The organism is Rossellomorea aquimaris (genome assembly GCF_001877785.1).
In the GTDB taxonomy this organism is placed as follows: Bacteria; Bacillota; Bacilli; order Bacillales; family Bacillaceae_B; genus Rossellomorea; species Rossellomorea aquimaris_A.
Window position 1 is genome coordinate 1 of sequence record NZ_MINN01000044.1, and the last position, 17234, is coordinate 17234.

General features: G+C 45.5%; 19 protein-coding genes, 11 tRNA genes and 1 rRNA gene. 2 read left to right on the forward strand and 29 right to left on the reverse strand.

What is annotated here, in order from left to right; translation table 11 throughout:
- The 13 genes from BHE18_RS23425 to BHE18_RS01620 form a co-directional block, all read right to left on the reverse strand.
- Positions 1–222 (reverse strand): 16S ribosomal RNA (locus BHE18_RS23425); the annotation flags it as partial.
- A 109-nt stretch (positions 223–331) separates the two neighbouring features.
- Positions 332–405, reverse strand: a tRNA-Gly gene (locus BHE18_RS01565).
- A 20-nt stretch (positions 406–425) separates the two neighbouring features.
- Positions 426–502, reverse strand: a tRNA-Pro gene (locus BHE18_RS01570).
- Positions 503–555: 53 nt separating this feature from the next.
- Positions 556–632: transfer RNA gene (locus BHE18_RS01575), tRNA-Arg, on the reverse strand.
- A gap of 16 nt (positions 633–648) precedes the next feature.
- Positions 649–734 (reverse strand) — tRNA-Leu (locus tag BHE18_RS01580).
- Positions 735–807: 73 nt separating this feature from the next.
- Positions 808–889: transfer RNA gene (locus BHE18_RS01585), tRNA-Leu, on the reverse strand.
- A 37-nt stretch (positions 890–926) separates the two neighbouring features.
- Positions 927–1002, reverse strand: a tRNA-Lys gene (locus tag BHE18_RS01590).
- A gap of 4 nt (positions 1003–1006) precedes the next feature.
- Positions 1007–1081 (reverse strand) — tRNA-Gln (locus BHE18_RS01595).
- A gap of 76 nt (positions 1082–1157) precedes the next feature.
- Positions 1158–1234 (reverse strand) — tRNA-Asp (locus BHE18_RS01600).
- A 111-nt stretch (positions 1235–1345) separates the two neighbouring features.
- Positions 1346–1417 (reverse strand) — tRNA-Glu (locus BHE18_RS01605).
- An 18-nt stretch (positions 1418–1435) separates the two neighbouring features.
- Positions 1436–1526: transfer RNA gene (locus BHE18_RS01610), tRNA-Ser, on the reverse strand.
- Between the two features lie 7 nt (positions 1527–1533).
- A tRNA-Asn gene (locus BHE18_RS01615) sits at positions 1534–1608 on the reverse strand.
- Positions 1609–1740: 132 nt separating this feature from the next.
- Positions 1741–2208 carry a SprT family protein gene (locus BHE18_RS01620; RefSeq protein ID WP_071616984.1) on the reverse strand — a complete coding sequence of 156 codons (468 nt, stop codon included), beginning with the start codon at positions 2206–2208 and terminating at the stop codon, positions 1741–1743.
- 144 nt (positions 2209–2352) lie between these two features.
- On the opposite strand from BHE18_RS01620, the gene cmpA reads away from it, so the two are divergent.
- Positions 2353–2469, forward strand: a complete 117-nt coding sequence (gene cmpA, locus BHE18_RS22810; protein ID WP_098151155.1) for a cortex morphogenetic protein CmpA — start codon at positions 2353–2355, stop codon at positions 2467–2469.
- Between the two features lie 82 nt (positions 2470–2551).
- On the opposite strand, the gene BHE18_RS01625 is transcribed toward cmpA, so the two are convergent.
- The 14 genes from BHE18_RS01625 to acpS all read right to left on the reverse strand — a co-directional run bounded on the left by BHE18_RS01625 (position 2552) and on the right by acpS (position 14378).
- Complete coding sequence (locus tag BHE18_RS01625; RefSeq protein WP_440480375.1) at positions 2552–4708, reverse strand: Tex family protein; 2157 nt, start codon at positions 4706–4708, stop codon at positions 2552–2554.
- 510 nt (positions 4709–5218) lie between these two features.
- Entirely contained in the window at positions 5219–5815 is a 597-nt protein-coding gene (locus tag BHE18_RS01635) for a PP2C family serine/threonine-protein phosphatase (RefSeq protein WP_071616987.1), read from the reverse strand.
- On the reverse strand, positions 5815–6612 hold the full coding sequence (gene sigB / locus BHE18_RS01640) for an RNA polymerase sigma factor SigB (RefSeq protein ID WP_071616988.1): 798 nt from the start codon (positions 6610–6612) through the stop codon (positions 5815–5817). The genes BHE18_RS01635 and sigB overlap by 1 nt, the downstream gene beginning before the upstream one ends.
- A complete protein-coding gene (rsbW, locus tag BHE18_RS01645) occupies positions 6590–7057 on the reverse strand; it encodes an anti-sigma B factor RsbW (protein ID WP_071617042.1) in 468 nt (155 codons plus the stop codon). Before rsbW ends, sigB begins: the two co-directional genes overlap by 23 nt.
- The gene (locus BHE18_RS01650) at positions 7057–7392 is read right to left on the reverse strand and encodes an anti-sigma factor antagonist (RefSeq protein ID WP_071616989.1); all 336 of its coding nucleotides are present in this window, start codon (positions 7390–7392) and stop codon (positions 7057–7059) included. The genes rsbW and BHE18_RS01650 overlap by 1 nt, the downstream gene beginning before the upstream one ends.
- An 80-nt stretch (positions 7393–7472) precedes the next feature.
- Positions 7473–8483 carry a PP2C family protein-serine/threonine phosphatase gene (locus BHE18_RS01655; RefSeq protein ID WP_071616990.1) on the reverse strand — a complete coding sequence of 337 codons (1011 nt, stop codon included), beginning with the start codon at positions 8481–8483 and terminating at the stop codon, positions 7473–7475.
- A gap of 10 nt (positions 8484–8493) precedes the next feature.
- Positions 8494–8895, reverse strand: coding sequence for an anti-sigma regulatory factor (locus BHE18_RS01660; RefSeq protein ID WP_032085358.1), 402 nt, complete (start codon positions 8893–8895; stop codon positions 8494–8496).
- Between the two features lie 3 nt (positions 8896–8898).
- A complete protein-coding gene (locus tag BHE18_RS01665; protein ID WP_058300003.1) occupies positions 8899–9255 on the reverse strand; it encodes an STAS domain-containing protein in 357 nt (118 codons plus the stop codon).
- Positions 9252–10082 carry an RsbT co-antagonist protein RsbRA gene (locus BHE18_RS01670; protein WP_071616991.1) on the reverse strand — a complete coding sequence of 277 codons (831 nt, stop codon included), beginning with the start codon at positions 10080–10082 and terminating at the stop codon, positions 9252–9254. The genes BHE18_RS01665 and BHE18_RS01670 overlap by 4 nt, the downstream gene beginning before the upstream one ends.
- 385 nt (positions 10083–10467) lie before the next feature.
- The gene (gene ndoA, locus BHE18_RS01675; RefSeq protein ID WP_071616992.1) at positions 10468–10818 is read right to left on the reverse strand and encodes a type II toxin-antitoxin system endoribonuclease NdoA; all 351 of its coding nucleotides are present in this window, start codon (positions 10816–10818) and stop codon (positions 10468–10470) included.
- 4 nt (positions 10819–10822) lie between these two features.
- Entirely contained in the window at positions 10823–11104 is a 282-nt protein-coding gene (locus BHE18_RS01680) for a CopG family ribbon-helix-helix protein (RefSeq protein ID WP_032085355.1), read from the reverse strand.
- Positions 11105–11269: 165 nt separating this feature from the next.
- Positions 11270–12439: an alanine racemase gene (alr, locus tag BHE18_RS01685; RefSeq protein WP_071616993.1), complete on the reverse strand. Its 1170-nt coding sequence runs from the start codon at positions 12437–12439 to the stop codon at positions 11270–11272.
- 370 nt (positions 12440–12809) lie between these two features.
- The gene (locus tag BHE18_RS01690) at positions 12810–13823 is read right to left on the reverse strand and encodes a LolA family protein (protein WP_071616994.1); all 1014 of its coding nucleotides are present in this window, start codon (positions 13821–13823) and stop codon (positions 12810–12812) included.
- A 204-nt stretch (positions 13824–14027) separates the two neighbouring features.
- Positions 14028–14378 carry a holo-ACP synthase gene (gene acpS, locus BHE18_RS01695; RefSeq protein WP_071616995.1) on the reverse strand — a complete coding sequence of 117 codons (351 nt, stop codon included), beginning with the start codon at positions 14376–14378 and terminating at the stop codon, positions 14028–14030.
- A 98-nt stretch (positions 14379–14476) separates the two neighbouring features.
- On the opposite strand from acpS, the gene BHE18_RS01700 reads away from it, so the two are divergent.
- The gene (locus BHE18_RS01700) at positions 14477–15061 is read left to right on the forward strand and encodes a rhomboid family intramembrane serine protease (RefSeq protein WP_071616996.1); all 585 of its coding nucleotides are present in this window, start codon (positions 14477–14479) and stop codon (positions 15059–15061) included.
- A 229-nt stretch (positions 15062–15290) separates the two neighbouring features.
- On the opposite strand, the gene BHE18_RS01705 is transcribed toward BHE18_RS01700, so the two are convergent.
- A complete protein-coding gene (locus BHE18_RS01705; protein ID WP_071616997.1) occupies positions 15291–16754 on the reverse strand; it encodes a PH domain-containing protein in 1464 nt (487 codons plus the stop codon).
- Positions 16744–17223: a PH domain-containing protein gene (locus BHE18_RS01710; RefSeq protein WP_071616998.1), complete on the reverse strand. Its 480-nt coding sequence runs from the start codon at positions 17221–17223 to the stop codon at positions 16744–16746. The genes BHE18_RS01705 and BHE18_RS01710 overlap by 11 nt, the downstream gene beginning before the upstream one ends.
- Between the last annotated feature and the right edge of the window lie 11 nt (positions 17224–17234).

A 17234-nucleotide genomic window follows, 5' to 3' on the forward strand; every position in this document is an offset into this window, starting at 1 on the left:
TGAAAGCCACCTTTCAACAGTTCCTCATGCGAGGAACTGAATTATCCGGTATTAGCCCCGGTTTCCCGGAGTTATCCCAGTCTTACAGGCAGGTTACCCACGTGTTACTCACCCGTCCGCCGCTGATTAAGGGGAAACTAGGTTTCCCAAAATCCGCTCGACTTGCATGTATTAGGCACGCCGCCAGCGTTCGTCCTGAGCCAGGATCAAACTCTCCGATAAAAGTTTGAATAGCTCTTGTTTGCAACGATTCAATCGTTGCGGTAAATCTAGAATTAACGTTGACGTAATTGTCTTGTTTTGTTCAGTTTTCAAGGTTCAATGGTTTGTATGGAGCGGGTGATGGGAATCGAACCCACGACATCAGCTTGGAAGGCTGAGGTTTTACCATTAAACTACACCCGCATATATAATATGTATTGTGGTGGTCGGGAAGACAGGATTCGAACCTGCGACCCCTTGGTCCCAAACCAAGTGCTCTACCAAGCTGAGCTACTTCCCGTTTCAGAAGCATTTACTTATTCATTCTTTCATACCCGCTTGTAGAAGAATTAGTGGCGCGCCCGAGAGGAGTCGAACCCCTAACCTTTTGATCCGTAGTCAAACGCTCTATCCAATTGAGCTACGGGCGCAGTATGTTAGAACCTTTGGTGCGGCCGAGAGGACTTGAACCTCCACGGGGTTGCCCCCACTAGGCCCTCAACCTAGCGCGTCTGCCATTCCGCCACGACCGCATTTTTTAAAAGCGACAAACACTATTGTAACTAGGAATTTCTGTTATGTCAATACTTTTTTAAAAAATAATAATGCGGGTGAAGGGACTTGAACCCCCACGCCTTGCGGCGCCAGATCCTAAGTCTGGTGCGTCTGCCAATTCCGCCACACCCGCATGTAATGAGATAGATATTTGCCTTTTGCAAAATCTATGGTGAGCCATGAAGGACTCGAACCTTCGACCCTCTGATTAAAAGTCAGATGCTCTACCAACTGAGCTAATGGCTCATAATGGCTGGGCTAGCTGGATTCGAACCAACGCATGTCGCAGTCAAAGTGCGATGCCTTACCGCTTGGCTATAGCCCAATGCCTCGAAAAGTGACGAGGTTTATATGATAACATGTCCGCCTCGTGGTCGTCAACCACTTTCCTTAAAAAATTCTGGCGGTCCGGACGGGACTCGAACCCGCGACCTCCTGCGTGACAGGCAGGCATTCTAACCAACTGAACTACCGGACCAAAGCTTTTTGCGATAGCAAAACAGTTATCATTAAGTACTTCCGTGAAATAACTTCCATACGATCTTAAATATGTTATCTCACATTTAATTTTGAAATGGAAATCAAAATATGACCCGTACGGGATTCGAACCCGTGTTACCGCCGTGAAAGGGCGGTGTCTTAACCGCTTGACCAACGGGCCAGGATAATAGAAATGTAATGGCGGAGAAGGAGGGATTTGAACCCTCGCGCCAGTTGCCCGACCTACACCCTTAGCAGGGGCGCCTCTTCAGCCACTTGAGTACTTCTCCATAAAAATGGCTCCGCAGGCAGGATTCGAACCTGCGACCGATCGGTTAACAGCCGATAGCTCTACCACTGAGCTACTGCGGAACGTGAAGTATTCTAACGCATTTAAAATGTCTTATCGACTCTTTCGATTATAATGACTCAGTAACTTCTTGTCAATAATTTTTGAGAGAGTTTTTATAAAAACATACGCAGTCTGTACCGTTCATTCTATGATTATAACTCCTGCATGAGTTCTTCTTTGAATACAAGCTTTCCTTTGCACTTTCCGCACACATACTTCTTTGTATCAATCCTTCTTCTCCTTTTAAACATGAGGTTGCATTTTGAACAGGAATAAATGAGGATCCGCCTGTTCTTTTTTGTTTTTTGCAGCGGGGTGCAGTGTCTGGCACCTCCCACTTGTTCGAGGAGAAATTTGAACTCCGGGTCTCTGTGCTTGTATCCCTTCCCTTCTATATGAAGATGATAGTGACAGAGTTCATGTTTGATGATCCCTATCAATTCGGGTAATCCGTGTTCTTCGAGATACTTTCCGTTAATATCGATGTTGTGGCTCCCGAGCATATATCTCCCGCCTGTAGTCCTGAGCCTGGTGTTGAAGTAAGCTTTGTGGCGGAATGGTTTTTGAAAATGCCGGATTGAAATCTCTTCAACCAGTGACTGCAGTTCTTGATTGGTCATGCTTATTCTCCTTTAACTGTTCGTTGCCGCGCACAGGACAACCTTTTGTTTCATACAATTAGATTATATAACATCCAGAAGGAATGGACATCGGCCATCAGTTCAAGAATGTTTTCTAAGAGATTGGAATAAGGAGGGTGCCTTATGCCAAACTGGCTCGTGAATCAGATGAGGAAGGCATATCTTGAGAAGAATCGTTATCAGATCAAGCTTCTTAATCAATGCTGGAATTTTTATAGGAAGAAAAACTTCCCTCAATAATAAAAAAAGTTCGCAGAAGCTGATAAAAAAGCTGACTTGGTGGAGTTGCAGTCAAGTCAGCTTTTTTATCTTCCCTAATTAATCATTGAATCATCGTCAAGGCAACTCTGCCTTTTTTCACATCTACACTGTCCACCCAGACGGTTACAACATCTCCGACGGATACGACATCAAGCGGATGCTTGACGAAGCCTTGTTTCAGCTTCGAGATGTGGACAAGTCCATCCTGTTTTACGCCGATATCGACAAACGCTCCGAAATCAACGACATTGCGGACGGTTCCCTGAAGCTCCATTCCTTCTTTAAGATCCTCAAGTTTAAGGACATCTTTTTTAAGCAGTGGTTTGGGGAATTCATCACGCGGATCTCTTCCGGGACGGATCAACGCATCGATGATATCTTTCAGGGTCAGCTTCCCGATTCCCAGTTCTTCAGAGAGTTCGTTTACATTCAGTTGATTAAGAGCTTGTCTCAATTCTTCACTCCCGATCGCTTCTTCACTGAACCCCGTTTTGGACAGCAGCTTTTTGACATCTCCGTAGTTATCCGGGTGGATGGGCGTACGGTCAAGAACGTCCGTTCCGTCCGTGATTCGCAGGAAGCCTATACTCTGCTCGTAAGTTTTTGCACCAAGTCTCGGGATTTTCTTCAATTGCGCCCTCGATTTGAACTTCCCTTCTTCCTCTCTTTTTTTGACGATATTATTAGCTACCGTTTTAGAGAGGCCAGCAACGTATTGCAGCAGCGAGGAAGAGGCTGTGTTTACATTTACCCCTACCTTGTTAACGGCTGTCTCCACGACGAACGTCAGCGATTCGTTAAGTTTTTTCTGGGAAACATCATGCTGGTATTGTCCGACACCCACAGATTTCGGATCGATTTTTACCAGTTCGGCAAGGGGATCCTGCAATCTTCTGGCGATGGATACAGCACTTCTTTCCTCGACCTGGAGAGAAGGAAATTCTTCTCTCGCCACGTCGGAGGCTGAGTATACACTGGCACCCGCTTCATTCACAATCAAATAGAAGATTTCTTTATTGATGCTTTTCAAAACGTCAGCCACGAATTGTTCAGTCTCTCTCGAAGCCGTTCCGTTTCCGACGGCCACTACCTCTATCGAGTATTTGCTGATGATTTTCTTCATCATTTCTTCAGATGCAGCCTTTTGTGATTTGGGCGGATGCGGGTATATGACACTTACTTCCAGCATCTTCCCGGTTTCGTCAATCACCGCAAGCTTACACCCTGTTCTGTAGGCCGGGTCCACCCCAAGAACCATCTTTCCTTTCATAGGAGGCTGAAGAAGGAGGTTCCTAAGGTTTTCTGAGAAAATATGAATGGCTTGATCTTCTGCTTTTTCCGTCAGTTCATTACGAATTTCCCTCTCGACAGACGGCTGGATCAGTCGTTTATAGGCATCCTCGACCGCCTCTTTGACAAGGGGAACCACTGGTGAGTGGACATTTTTTATTACCTGTTTTTGCAGATAGTGAAGAATCGAGTCTATGTCAGGCTGGATATTCACTTTGATGATATCCTCTTTTTCTCCTCTATTCATCGCGAGAACACGGTGCGGGACGACTTTGCTGACAGGTTCGCTGTATTCATAGTACATCTCAAAAACGTTCTTCTCATCTTTTTCTTCATTTTTTACTTTTGTTTCGATGACACCCTTGCGGAATGTGTGATTTCTTATGTATTCACGGTATGCTGCTTCGTCGGAAATGATTTCTGCGATGATGTCCTTTGCTCCGGCAAGTGCTTCGTCAGCCGTGGTCACTTCTTTTTCATCAGAGATATAGCGGGCCGCTTCCTGTTGGACGTCAGCCGATGCCGGGAAAGTCATGATCCAGCCGGCTAATGGTTCCAGTCCTTTTTCTTTGGCCACAGTCGCTTTCGTACGCCGTTTTTGTTTGAAGGGCCGGTACAAGTCCTCTACCTTTTGCAATTTGTCGGCTTTTCTGATGGCTTGTGACAATTCATCTGTCAGTTTTCCTTGTTCATCGATCAGCCTAAGGACTTCTTCTTTTCTTTGCTCCAGGTTTTGGAGGTAGTTCCACTGCTCCATGATATCTTTGATCTGCACTTCATCCAGTGCCCCGGTTTGTTCTTTCCGGTAGCGGGCGATGAATGGTACTGTGTTGCCTTCTTCCAATAGGGATATAACATTCTTTACGTTTTTAAGAGATATGTTTACTTTTTTAGAAACGCTTTGCAATAAGTTTTCTTGATTCGTTATCGTTACAGTCAATGTTACGACCTCCATCTAAAAGGTTTCCCTTTAAGTTTACCATATGGAGAAGCAAAGTTCTTTTTACACATAACAGATGCATCCGTTTGGCACTAATATTTTATAGCATTGACTATTAATTACCTCTTTTGATTTCCGTGCAAGACTTCCCTTTCCTCGGATAGCCCGTGAGCCTCCTCGTCACTCCGTTTCTTCGGGGTATCACTTGTCCAGCTCCAGGGCTCATAGGTACATGTCATAAGCCAAACCGACCAAGAAGGCAAAGAACACCTTCCAGTCCGATTCGTCTTACGCCACCCGCCTCTCTTCAAAGCCCTTCCGCTTTTCTGATAAGCTACTCTTGCCGCAGGAGTCTTCATATTGCACTCCAATCAACCGCTGGAAAATAACTTAATCAAATTTACTTGATCACGGCTTTAGTTCAGAATAAGTCCCCCGGTCAAAACTTCACTTAAAATCCTTCCCCTAAAAACAAAAAAGAAAGCTTACCCTTTTCGTTTAGAGTAAGCTTCCTAATATATAGGTGGTGTCGTCGGCTGTTTCGTCGACCCGGGTGTGAATGTCGTGCACAGTACTGTGCAATGTTGGATACTTTTGCAGGATTGTCTTAACTCCTGAAATATTCAGTCCATCTGAGTGAAGCAGGAATCTCGAGTTTGGCACGTACGAATATCGTTTTGTCTGATATTTTTGCGGCCTTCCGGATAAATAACCGGTTACCGGGAGCGGATAGGTAATTTTGCCTTCAGGAGAATACAAATAAAACCGTATATTCCCTACACAGCTGTAGACGAATTCTTTTGAGTGGTAATACGCCTTGATGATGGCCACTGCTGCCCCGCGCTTCTTCTGAAGGGCGGTGTTGCATAGATCCATCAGCACCTCAACATCTTCATGGTGGTTCTTCTCAACGATTTCCACCACTTCATGAGATGATTCATAGGCGAATTTACCACTTCCCAATCCATCTGCCAATACGCAGACAAAGTAGTCATTGGTTGAGACATAATAGTAACTGTCTCCGCAGTAAGGGTCACCGTTTTTTGAAAATTGTTCTGCATAGAGCTCAATTTCATTTTGTTGAAAATAACCCATTAATAATGACTCTCCGACTCGAAAGTTTCCTCCTGGATTGCTTCCCGCAGCTTCTTGATTGCTCTGCGCTGCAAACGGGAGACATGCATTTGAGAAATTCCAAGCTTCTCCCCTGCTTCTTTTTGACTCAGGTTCTCAAGGTAAGTATACTGGATGATCGATTTCTCTCTGTCAGAGAGGACATGCAGCACTTTCTCCAGGACCATCCGTTGATTAACCTTCTCGTAGCCCTCATCCGGATTCCCTACTATGTCCAGTATCGTAACGGTACTCCCCTCAGAATCTGCTTCAATGGAATGATCCACTGAAAGGGCCTGATAACTTCTGCCCATTTCCATTGCTTCCAACACTTCTTCTTCACTTACTTCAAGGTATTCAGCAATTTCATGAACTTGCGGAGAACGTTCCAATTGATTAGTTAACTCTTCTACGGTTGATTTGATCTTCGGACCGAGCTCTTTGATTCTTCTGGGAACATGAACACTCCAAGTCTTGTCACGAAGGAAGCGCTTGATTTCCCCGATGATCGTAGGAATGGCAAATGCTTCGAAGGACCTCCCGAAAGATTCATCATAGCGCCTGATTGCACCAAGCAGACCGATCATGCCGACCTGGATGATATCTTCATGAAAAGACCTGCCTTTTGAGTACTTTCTCGCAATGGATTCCACCAGGTTTTGATAGTGGAGGATAAGCTCGCTTTGAGCCTCATCGTCCTGATGCTCCTGATAGTCCTTGATCCATTGAAGAACTTTTTCTTTTTGAGCCTGCTGATCAGGTTGAGATAGTTTTTTCATCCCTCTCCACCTGCTCTCCTGAAAGGAATTTGGTCATGAAGACCGTGACTCCCTCTTTATGGTGTACCTTTACATCATCCATAAGGCTCTCGATCAGGTAAAGACCCAATCCACCTTCTCTTAGGAATTCAACTGAATGATCGGCATGATATGGACCGACAGCACTGCGGATTGCTTTAAAGTCAAAGCTTTCCCCGTGATCTGCCACCATTACCTCTAAACGGTCTTCGTAAAGGGCAAAGCCGACCACCACTTCTCCGTCACCACCTTTATAAGCATGCTGGACAGCGTTTGTGATCGCTTCGCTTGTGGCGATCTTCAAGTCCTCTATCGCATCATAATCAAAGCCCATACGGCTGGATATCCCTGACAGCGTCAGACGAATAACCCCTACGTATTCAGGCTTCGCGGGAATTTTCATCTCGATGTAATCAAAAGCTTGCATCATTCAACTCCACCTTCTACCTTGGAATTTATATTCATAATATCCCCTAAACCTGTAATATCAAACAATCTTCTCAGACGATCGGATAAACCGACAAGTTTAAGCTGACCGCCGCGTGCGTTGACCGTCTTGAACAGCCCTACAAACACACCGAGTCCGGTACTGTCCATATAGGATACTTCTGAAAGGTCTACAACGATATCTTTATCATTCTCAGCTTCGGCAGAAGGGTGAAGGGTTTCTTTAAGCTTAGGTGCTGTATATGCATCAATTTCTCCGGCTACTTTTACAAATAATTCGCTCTCTCTCTCTTGCATATCTATTGACAAGTTCATAAAATGACCACCTTTTTTAGAAAACATTATAATAAAGTCTCTTATTCGTTTACCCCATTAGGAAGGGAGATAAACAAGATTCAGGAATTTCTTTTTATAATAATAAGGGTGAAGTCATCACGCAGTTCAAAATGCTGCAGTTTCTCCAGTTCTTTATAGACGTTGGTAACAATTTCATCCGAAGTCAAATGTTTATGCTGGCTGATCAGATCCACCAGATCTTCTCGTTCAATGAAGCCTTCTTCAGTCCGGCATTCCGTCACTCCGTCTGAAAGCAGGATAATCATGTCTCCCTCTTCAACCCGGCGTTCATACTGCCTGTACTTGGCTTTTTTATCCACACCCAATAAGAGTCCTTTTGCATCAAGGTCCTCAAATTGGCCGCTTCCGGCATTATAAAAGAAGCCGGGCTCATGTCCGGCTGATGAATAACTGAACAGGTGTTTACGGGAGTTGTAGACACCGTAAAACATGGTAATGAACATGCTGGCGTCAACGTTCTGCTCCACGACCCGATTCAGGCTTTCCAGTACAGCATTCGGTTCATTGCGGTATTCAGGCAGGCTGTCCATTGCATATTTGATCATGGACATGCATAACGCTGCAGGTATCCCTTTTCCGATTACATCGGCGATCGCGACACTGACAGTATCGTTTTCATCCTGAACAAAGTGATAGTAATCGCCGTTCATCTTCTTGGCGGGAACACTGACAGCAGCGATATCCAGCCCTTCGACTGACGGTATGCTTGTACCAAGAAGGGTCTGCTGCATATTGGAAGCAATATCGATTTCATTGTTCAATTCCTGCTGCTTGCTTCTGAGGCTTTGGTGCTCACGGTATGCAAACCCGTACCCGATCATCACTTCCAGCAAAATGTCAAAAGCATGAAGGACATGATGCGGGATATCCGGCTCCATCTCGAGCATGACGCTCTTATGGAGACTGATGATCTCTTCAGGCGACACATGATGCTCTATTGATTTACGGCTGAATTTCTGACCGAGATACAGAGCCTTTTCATCTTGCTCATTCAAGTAGTGCTCTATGATTTCTTTATATTTTGAATCCATCAATTCTCTAAAGTTCATGTAACTCCCCCTAGCGGAGCCATTTTGTTGCCCGAATATCCGTCCCTTCACCGGGTACGGATTCTACGTTGAATTCATCCATCAAACGCTTCACTCCAGGCAACCCTGCTCCCAAACCACCTGATGTGGAATATCCGTCTTCCATCACTTTCCTTAAATCATTGATACCGGGACCATCATCCAATGCAATGATGCGCACACCTTTTTTTCCGCCGTCAAAAAGCTTTTCGATGCAGATTTGGCCATGACCAGCATAAAGATAAATATTTCGTGCTAGTTCACTGATGGCAGTAGTGATTCGAGCCTGGTCGACAGTGCCGAATCCCAGCTCTTTCGCTACATTCCTCCCTAACTGGCGGGCAGCAACGATGTCCCATTCATTCGTGATCTTCACGCAGGATTGGCTATCCATTCACTAATCCCCCAGTTCCGTCTGTAGTTTCTCCAAACCTTTTTCCAAGTCCAGAGCGGTCAGCACGTCGTCCAACCTGATGCCGAGTTCAATCAGCGTAATCGCAACAGCAGGCTGGATGCCCGTGATCACGACTTTTGCTCCCATCAATCTCGACATATTTATAACATCACCAAGAACCTTGGCGATAAATGAATCAATAAAGTCGATCGAAGTGATATCGATGACAACCCCTCTTGCACTCGTTTCATGTATCTTATGCAGGAGGTCTTCTTGAAATTGAAGGGCTGTTTGATCGTCAAGTTCCCACTGAATTGAAATCAACAAGCAATCGTGCAATTTTAAAATTGGTATTCTCACTCTGATCCCTCCGCCGAAACAATTTTTCTATCAGTCATTTCGAGAGCCTTCTCGATTCCTTTTCTCAAGGTGCTGTTCGTGCTGAATTGATTAAGATCGATTCCCAGGTTAACGATCGTCTGGGCAATTTCGGGTCTGATTCCCACAAGCATGCACTTGGCTCCCACAAGCCGGACTGCATCTGCAGCCTGGATGATATGGTGGGCGACCATTGTATCCACCACCGGTACACCTGTGATATCAATCAGGACGACTTCCGCACGGTGCTTCACTACACCATTGAGGAGGTTTTCCATGATCAATCGTGCCCGTTCGGTGTCGATCGTGCCGACCAGTGGCATAACCGAAATCTTCTCGAATACCGGAATCAACGGTGCAGAAAGTTCCTGAAGGGCTATTTTCTGAAGGGATACCGTTCTTTCCCATGATTCTGTATACGCACTAATTACCTTGTTATACATGGGAGTAACCCAATTATCGAATTTCTCAACCTGTTCAGCATGGTTTTCTTCTTTGATCAGATTGTCTTTCTTCATCGCCTCGTATACCACTTTGGCAAACGTACTTAGAGCTGTCGTGACAAATGTAAGCGGCCAGCCGAAGCGCACTACCTTCTCGGCAAAATCTTCAAGCCGTGATGAGAATTCCTTCGAATCCCTCAGATTGGATGCGATCATTTCTACAAACTCATGGCTTGTCTTAGCAAAAATCTGATCCGAGACTACTTGGAGAAACTTTTCATCAGCTTCATCCTTCATCCGTTCCATCCATTCATCTGTTAAATCCGACTTATTACTCTGGATATAATCCGTGATTTCAGTGAACATATAACTCTCCCCATTCTACCATAAGAAATTTACACCAACTGCTATACGAATAGATGTAATGTATATTTAATCATTCCGTCCTAATGCTTTAAATTTGTCGCACTTATTAACATAGTAACAAATAAACTCCAAATTGAAAAAAACTATGACTTTTCGGATATTTTCCCCATATTCATTTTAATTATAAATTGTTGAAAGTGATTTGTCATAAAAATGACGATATTCACCACAGACTATTTCTTTTGACCCTGAAACCGGGATAACAGAAATGAACATATAAAAACAGAAGGCCTGCTGATCGGTTCGTTCCCTTTGATCAGCAAGCCTTCTGTTTGCAGCTGTGTAATGATTATTGTAATCATACAACCACATAGGATGAAAGAGGTTAAAATTGAATCAAGCCGACACTGATTTGGAGGGCATCATCCACTTTATCCATCATTTCATCATCCAAGTGTGTAATTTTATCTGTCAGACGTTGTTTATCAATCGTTCGGATTTGTTCAAGTAAAATAACAGAATCCCGTTCAAAGCCATAACGTTTTGCATCAATTTCAACATGAGTAGGCAGTTTAGCTTTTTGGATTTGTGCGGTAATGGCAGCAACGATCACTGTGGGACTGAATCGGTTCCCAATATCGTTTTGAATAACAAGTACCGGTCGAACTCCGCCTTGTTCTGAACCTACAACAGGAGAAAGATCCGCAAAATATACGTCACCACGCTTTACAATCAAAGGATTAACCTCCGCTTACTAAGCGCTCGACTGTATGTTCTGCCTCATATTCTGCTTGTATCGCTTCAGAAGCGATTGCGAGATTAATCTTAGCCATTTCCATATAGCCGCGTCTCATAGATTCACGTAGTTGCCGTTTTTTACGTTCCCGTAAATACATTTTGGTAGCACGATAAATAAACTCATTGCGATTCACATTCTCTTGATCTGCAAAGCCGTCTAATTCTGTAACGAGCTGTTGCGGCAGACGAATTAAGATTTCTGTTGTTGCGCTGGATTCAGACACAAACTACACCTCCACCAATCACTACATACCGTTTCTGTTCAATAACATTCTAATCATACCATTAAATAACCGGAATGAAAAGACAATTTATCAATCTCTTCTAGTATCCGCCATATAAAATAGTAATTATTCATTAAAATCGGGATGAATTAAATTTTTATTTTATCATCCTGAAGATAATAGTTTATTAGTGACCGCGACAGGCTTTCCATCCCTTATATAAATACGCGGGACTCTTGCAGAAATGATACACGGGATTTCGTAATTGATCGTTCCAAGCCTCCCGGCAATATCATCTATCGAAACCGCTTCATTCCCTTCCCTGCCGATAAGGGTCACCATCTCTCCTGTTTTCAAGGGGCGCGGCAGTGATATCATGCATTGATCCATACAGATCCTTCCGACAATCGGGGACCTTTTCCCATCCACAATGACCTCCTGGCCCTGCAGCTTACGGATCCATCCATCTGCATAGCCGATGGGAATCGTCCCGATCCATTCATTTCCCGATGCTTCATAGGTCGCACCGTAGCTGATTTTATCCCCTGCTTCGATTTGCTTTGTGTGAATCAGTCTTGAGTAAAGGGAGAAAACCTCTTTTAACGGTACGGGCAGCACTTCTTTCATTTCCTGCGACGGAGTGAGCCCATACATGGCAATCCCGACGCGGACGGCGTTGAAATGGGTGTCCGGTTTTCTTAGAATTGCCGCGCTGTTGGATGAATGCACATATTCTGGACGTTCATCGAGAACTGCCAGCATTTCATTGAATTTCTCCAACTGCCGCTCGAGGTAGGCATCATCCAGTTCGTCGGCGGTGGCATAGTGTGTGAAGATGCCTTCCATTTCGAACTGGCCGATGGAATGGATGAACGTCTCGATTTTTTTTAGTTCATCTGGAGAACGGACCCCGATCCTGCCCATCCCGGTATCACACTTGATATGCAGCTTCAATAGTGCACCCGGGTCAAGATGTTTTGATGCTTCTTGCAGCCAATCGAGATCAAAGGCCGTCAGCGATACATTGTGTTCCGATGCCAGGTTCACATCCCTTGCCCGCGATGCGCCCAGTACAAGAATGGTTGCCCTGATCCCTCCTTTTCTCAGTGAAATGGCTTCGTCCAGGAATGCCACCGCAAGGCCGTGGGCACCTGCTTCCAAGGCAGCCTCTGCAACCTGGAGATCTCCGTGCCCGTAAGCGTTTGCCTTTACGACCGCAAACATCTTCACTTCATCTGAAGCGATATGCCTTTTGATATTTTTTATATTATCCGTTAAATGATCAAGATTGATTTCAGCCCATGTATCACGAAAAAACTGCGTCTCTGCTTCCACTGTGGTCACTTCCTCATATCAACAAAACATTGTCAGTCTATTCAAGAATATCTTTGATTATTCATCTATTCTTTTATTGTGTCAAATTAATTTTCGGGTGGCAAGGTTCTTTGTGCGGGGTGTGGTGATTGTAAATAGGGGGGATTTTTCGCAGGCGGCACATAAAATGGGATTCCGGCACAATAATTCCGGAATTGGCACAATAATCTCAGAACCGGCACAATCAGCATACCCATTAGTTGTATATTCTTAATGATAGGACCCATCGCCAAAGGCCAATTCTATAAAACAGGCAATCAACATCCGGTCATTTTTAACAATTAAAAAAGAAAAGAGGCAAACCATAAGGTCCGCCCCGTTTGATATATTCTTATTTCACCATGGATCCTTGTACAGACTGTGCAAGCATCACCATTTCGGAAGGAGAAAGGTCATTTGAAGCAAGCATGTAGTCGATGCCGTTATTCGTCCATCTGATGGACGTGTCGGTCATCGCTGCCACCGTGAATCCTAAATCAACAAGTTCTCCCTTAAGTGATGTGGATACTGTCATGGTAGGAACAATGGTTGTTTTTTCCTGGATGATCGTAAATGATTTCTCACCGTCATACGTCAGGACGACACGTTTCCCGTTTTCAGTCGCCACTTCTTTTTCTTCTACCAATTCAGTTCCCGTGATTTCAGACATAGGATAGAGGACAGTGAACTCCTTGTCTTCCACATTGGCTGTAACCGGAACTTCAAGCTGGGCGCCTGTCATATTTTTCTTCATATCAAAATCTTTTTTATCGAAAGCGGCTTTCATATCCATCTTGGAGAATTCGACTTTCACAAGGGAGTTATGATCCGCATCCATCACCTTGACGGTTGCAGGTGAAAGATCTTTCTTGTTAAAAGCAATCTCCTGGGTAGGAAGCATCTGCTTATTCTGATAACGTGTTTTCGTTGTGAACACATAGTGACTCTTCGTTTCTTTAAAGGTCGCTTCCTTGTCCTCCAGCACATCCTGAACAAGAGATTCATACAGATAAGCCTGGCTGCTGTTGTTCGGCCATTCGCTTTGGAAACGGAAGCTCTTATTCAATGCAGGCGTCAGGACAAATACTCCTTCGTCATTCCGGAGAATCATCTGGCTTTGATCCTTTGCGGCATTCTTGAGGGCCACCCGGTAGTAATTAGGGTTATTGTGCCAGACTTCCACATCATAGGTCTGCGGCTCATCGCCGACCTGAAGTGTCATTTTGGCGTCCGCTTTGTACCCCTTCATGTCCTCTACCTTCGACTTAAGATCCTTCGTCACGTCTTCCTTCGATTTCTCCCCGCAGGCGGCAAGCATGAGTATTGCCAGCATGGCCATCACTAGTACAACTAGCTTTTTCTTCATTTTTTCAGCCCCTTTTGTCTCAAGATATACGTAATTGAGAGAGGGGAAAGCTAGACGGTATAAGAAAAAGACGTTCTTTATCTTTGTCTCTCTTACAATCGGGTGCACCGACAGTTATACCTAGCCTTGTCTCTCCTATTGCACTACTGAATATATGAGACAACCTCGGGAAATATGCTAGCCAAGATGACAAGCCGGCCTTTTTTATTTTTCAATCACCACTTGCGCTGCAGCGAAGTCCCTGCTGTGGGTGATCGACAAATGGGCCTTCACCCCTTGGGGCTTTGAAAAAAACGGCTTGCCGTTCGCATCCTTGCTTATTTCGATATCCTGAAAAGAAAGGCATTGCCCGATCCCCGTACCGTTTGCTTTTGCGAAAGCCTCCTTCGCGGCGAATCTCCCGGCAAGGAACTCAATGGAACGCAAACCCGACAGAGCTGCCAGGTGATCCTGCTCATATTCGGTCAGCACCCTTGTAATCAATTTCGGCTGCCTGCCGGCCAGCTGCTTTATACGTTCTATTTCAATGATGTCCAACCCGATCCCTGTAATCATATGCAGTTCTCCTTCTACTCTTGTCCTGTTATTCATATAGTTTATAGTATAATGAACCCATGTATTGTACAGCACTATTCTATTTAGGAGGATACACTATGTTTGTCAGAACGGAAAGCTTCCCGCAATTCCTGCGGCTATATCCGATCATTTCACTGATTGTGTTGATCCATATTGTTCTTTATTTAGTGAGCTCCCTTCCGATTTTCCCGCAGCGCTGGGTGTTTGAACAGCTTGCCGGGATTAACCTGTTCATCAAGGAAGGCGAGTGGTGGCGGCTCGTCACGCCGATCTTCGTTCATCTTGGATTCGCCCACCTGCTTTTCAACTCGTTTTCACTCGTCTTATTCGGCCCGCCGCTTGAGAAATACCTGGGCAAGGTCCGGTTCATCCTGCTATACCTGGCAAGCGGAATCTTTGCCAATATTATTACCTATTTGATCAAGCCCCTAACCTACAGCCATGTCGGGGCTTCAGGGGCGATCTTCGGACTGTTCGGTTTCTACATCGCCATGATCCTGATGAAAAAAGCATTCATCACCCGCGAAAGCCGGCAAGTCATCCTCCCGATCGTGGTCATCGGGGTGGTCATGACATTCATGCAATCCGGCATCAATATCACCGCGCATCTCTTCGGCCTGCTCGGCGGATTCATCATAGGCTGGATCTCCGGAAAAAAATGATTTTCGATGAAGGCTCTTTTCGCATACTTTGTTGTTTTACACACTAGAAAATTCCGGAACTTGGGTATTTTCGGCTTGTCCGTCGGTTTGTTATTTGAACTTGAGTACGAAAAGAGCACGTCCACAAACTATATTCAAGCTGCAAGCCAATTTACGAAAAGCAACAACCTTTTAGAAAACAGCCCCGATGAAAAAGGTGACCCATGCATCAGCCGGGTCACCTTTTTCTTTATTCATGTGAAAACCAATGATAAATCTCGGCTGCATCTTCAAGCTCAAGATCATCCACTCTGTTTGAGTAACCTGTCTGGCCGGATTTCAGCGTAGTGGAAATGCTGCTTAAATCCCTTTTATCCTGAAACCAGGTCTGCCTGGAATCAAGAGCTTGAATTCTGCTCTTTTTCATATATGCCGTGTGCTTCAGGACCCCGCGATACCTTAGCGCCAGCTGATTACCGGTGATTCCCCATCCCCCGGCACGATGCTGGAAGTACCCAAGCAGGCCGAACGGAACGATCAGCAGGAGACTGAAGAGTCCAAGCGGCCAAAACATAATCGCCAGGATGACCACCGGTACAATCAGCCAAAAAGATGCCCGGAAGATATATTTCCGGACCGCGCGCTTCGGCAGCAGCTTAAAATCTTCCGACAGCTCATAGTCGGGAAAAATGGCTTGAAGCAAATCCGGGACTCTCCTTTTCTTCACAACCGGAATCAGCTTGATCGTAGAGCTGTCTTTTTCAAGGACAGATCCCCCGGCATTCTCGATTACGACCGTACAGTAGCCGAGCAGCTGACGCACCGGGTTTTCGACAATACGGATCCCCTGGACACGGTTCAGCGGCACGGTGACCTGCTTTTTCTCCAGCAGACCCCTGGTAATGACGATATTATCCTCGGTCAGCCTAATTTTAAAATCACCGTACACTACAAACGTCCAAGCTACCGAAATGATCCAGGCGATAAGAAGGACGATAAACACCAGGACAGCAATAAACACCAAGCCGCTTTTCACAAACACCATCACTTCATCAAAAACCGCTTCATAAGGAATGAGGTCCGAGAACTGCGACAGGAAGACCCCCACACCGGAAAGAATGACCCCGACACCCCCGGAAGTCGCGGCGAGCACCCAGATATCCCTGCCACTCATTTTGAAGACGTGCTTCTCTTCCTTTAGTGTCTCCTCTTCCTTGGAGGCAAGCCCTTCGACTGCTTCTACTGCCTGCCCCTTCTTCTCACGGTAAATGATCCTTTCGAGTTCCAATGCTTCCTCTTTCATGATCGCCGTCAGCTCTGCTTCCGACTCACGGGGACTGGACGATCCGGCCGTTTCCACCTTGACCTTCACCAGCCCAAACGGACGATGGATGATCCCTTCCGAAAAATTCAGGCTCTGTATCCGGTCAAACGGAATATAGCGCTTCTTTTTCACAAAAAGACCGTACTCGATCCTGAGCTCGCCCTCTTCAAGGCGGTAAGTGAATCTGAGCCACTTGATCACGCCGGCCGCAAGGACCACCACGAGGACAACCCCCATTGATATCAAGGGCATATAATCCCAAAAACCGCTCTTCTCCCCCCTGCTGTTCAGAACAAATAACAGGACGAACGGGATGATCAATTCTTTTAATTGCTTTAAAAAATTTGCCACTGCTGAAATCGGATGCAGCCGTTTATATTCAGACATCATCTTCCGCCACCCTTGCAAGCATAGAGATGGAATGTCTCAATTCATCCGCTTCCCCCGTATCCAATGCCGGTATTTCGTGCACCGTCGCCGCAGTCGAAATCGTGATCGTCGATAAATGATACCTCTTCAAAAGTGGCCCCTGGACCGTATCGACATGCTGTACCCTGACCATCGGCACCAGAGTGCGCTTCACAAAAATAAATCCCCTCTGAAGCTCGATTTCCTGCTCCCTCACCTCATATCTCCATCGCTTCCACCTCATCGTCGGAAGAAAAAAGATCATCAAATAGATAAATAATAGCAATACCCCGATTGCCGCAGCCGTGATCCAGACCGGCCAACCAAAAAACCAGGTCAACACGCCGACACCTGCCACCGCTAGCGCCAGCACCGCTGACTGGATCACACCATGCAGCTTCCATACCTTCAAAGCCTTTGGTGAAATCCGTTTCTGAGGCTCTTCTCTCATACCCGTTTCCT

Excerpts from the sequence above, each read along its gene's own strand:
- BHE18_RS01705 (WP_071616997.1), bottom strand. The coding sequence starts at position 16,754 with ATGATGTCTGAATATAAACGGCTGCATCCGATTTCAGCAGTGGCAAAT.
- BHE18_RS01670 (WP_071616991.1), bottom strand. The coding sequence starts at position 10,082 with ATGTTCACTGAAATCACGGATTATATCCAGAGTAATAAGTCGGATTTA.
- BHE18_RS01650 (WP_071616989.1), bottom strand. The coding sequence starts at position 7,392 with ATGAACTTGTCAATAGATATGCAAGAGAGAGAGAGCGAATTATTTGTA.
- BHE18_RS01660 (WP_032085358.1), bottom strand. The coding sequence starts at position 8,895 with ATGGATAGCCAATCCTGCGTGAAGATCACGAATGAATGGGACATCGTT.
- BHE18_RS01635 (WP_071616987.1), bottom strand. The coding sequence starts at position 5,815 with ATGGGTTATTTTCAACAAAATGAAATTGAGCTCTATGCAGAACAATTT.
- sigB (WP_071616988.1), bottom strand. The coding sequence starts at position 6,612 with ATGAAAAAACTATCTCAACCTGATCAGCAGGCTCAAAAAGAAAAAGTT.
- BHE18_RS01710 (WP_071616998.1), bottom strand. The coding sequence starts at position 17,223 with ATGAGAGAAGAGCCTCAGAAACGGATTTCACCAAAGGCTTTGAAGGTA.
- acpS (WP_071616995.1), bottom strand. The coding sequence starts at position 14,378 with ATGATTACAGGGATCGGGTTGGACATCATTGAAATAGAACGTATAAAG.
- BHE18_RS01690 (WP_071616994.1), bottom strand. The coding sequence starts at position 13,823 with ATGAAGAAAAAGCTAGTTGTACTAGTGATGGCCATGCTGGCAATACTC.
- cmpA (WP_098151155.1), top strand. The coding sequence starts at position 2,353 with ATGCCAAACTGGCTCGTGAATCAGATGAGGAAGGCATATCTTGAGAAG.
- rsbW (WP_071617042.1), bottom strand. The coding sequence starts at position 7,057 with ATGCAAGCTTTTGATTACATCGAGATGAAAATTCCCGCGAAGCCTGAA.
- BHE18_RS01620 (WP_071616984.1), bottom strand. The coding sequence starts at position 2,208 with ATGACCAATCAAGAACTGCAGTCACTGGTTGAAGAGATTTCAATCCGG.
- BHE18_RS01700 (WP_071616996.1), top strand. The coding sequence starts at position 14,477 with ATGTTTGTCAGAACGGAAAGCTTCCCGCAATTCCTGCGGCTATATCCG.
- BHE18_RS01655 (WP_071616990.1), bottom strand. The coding sequence starts at position 8,483 with ATGAACTTTAGAGAATTGATGGATTCAAAATATAAAGAAATCATAGAG.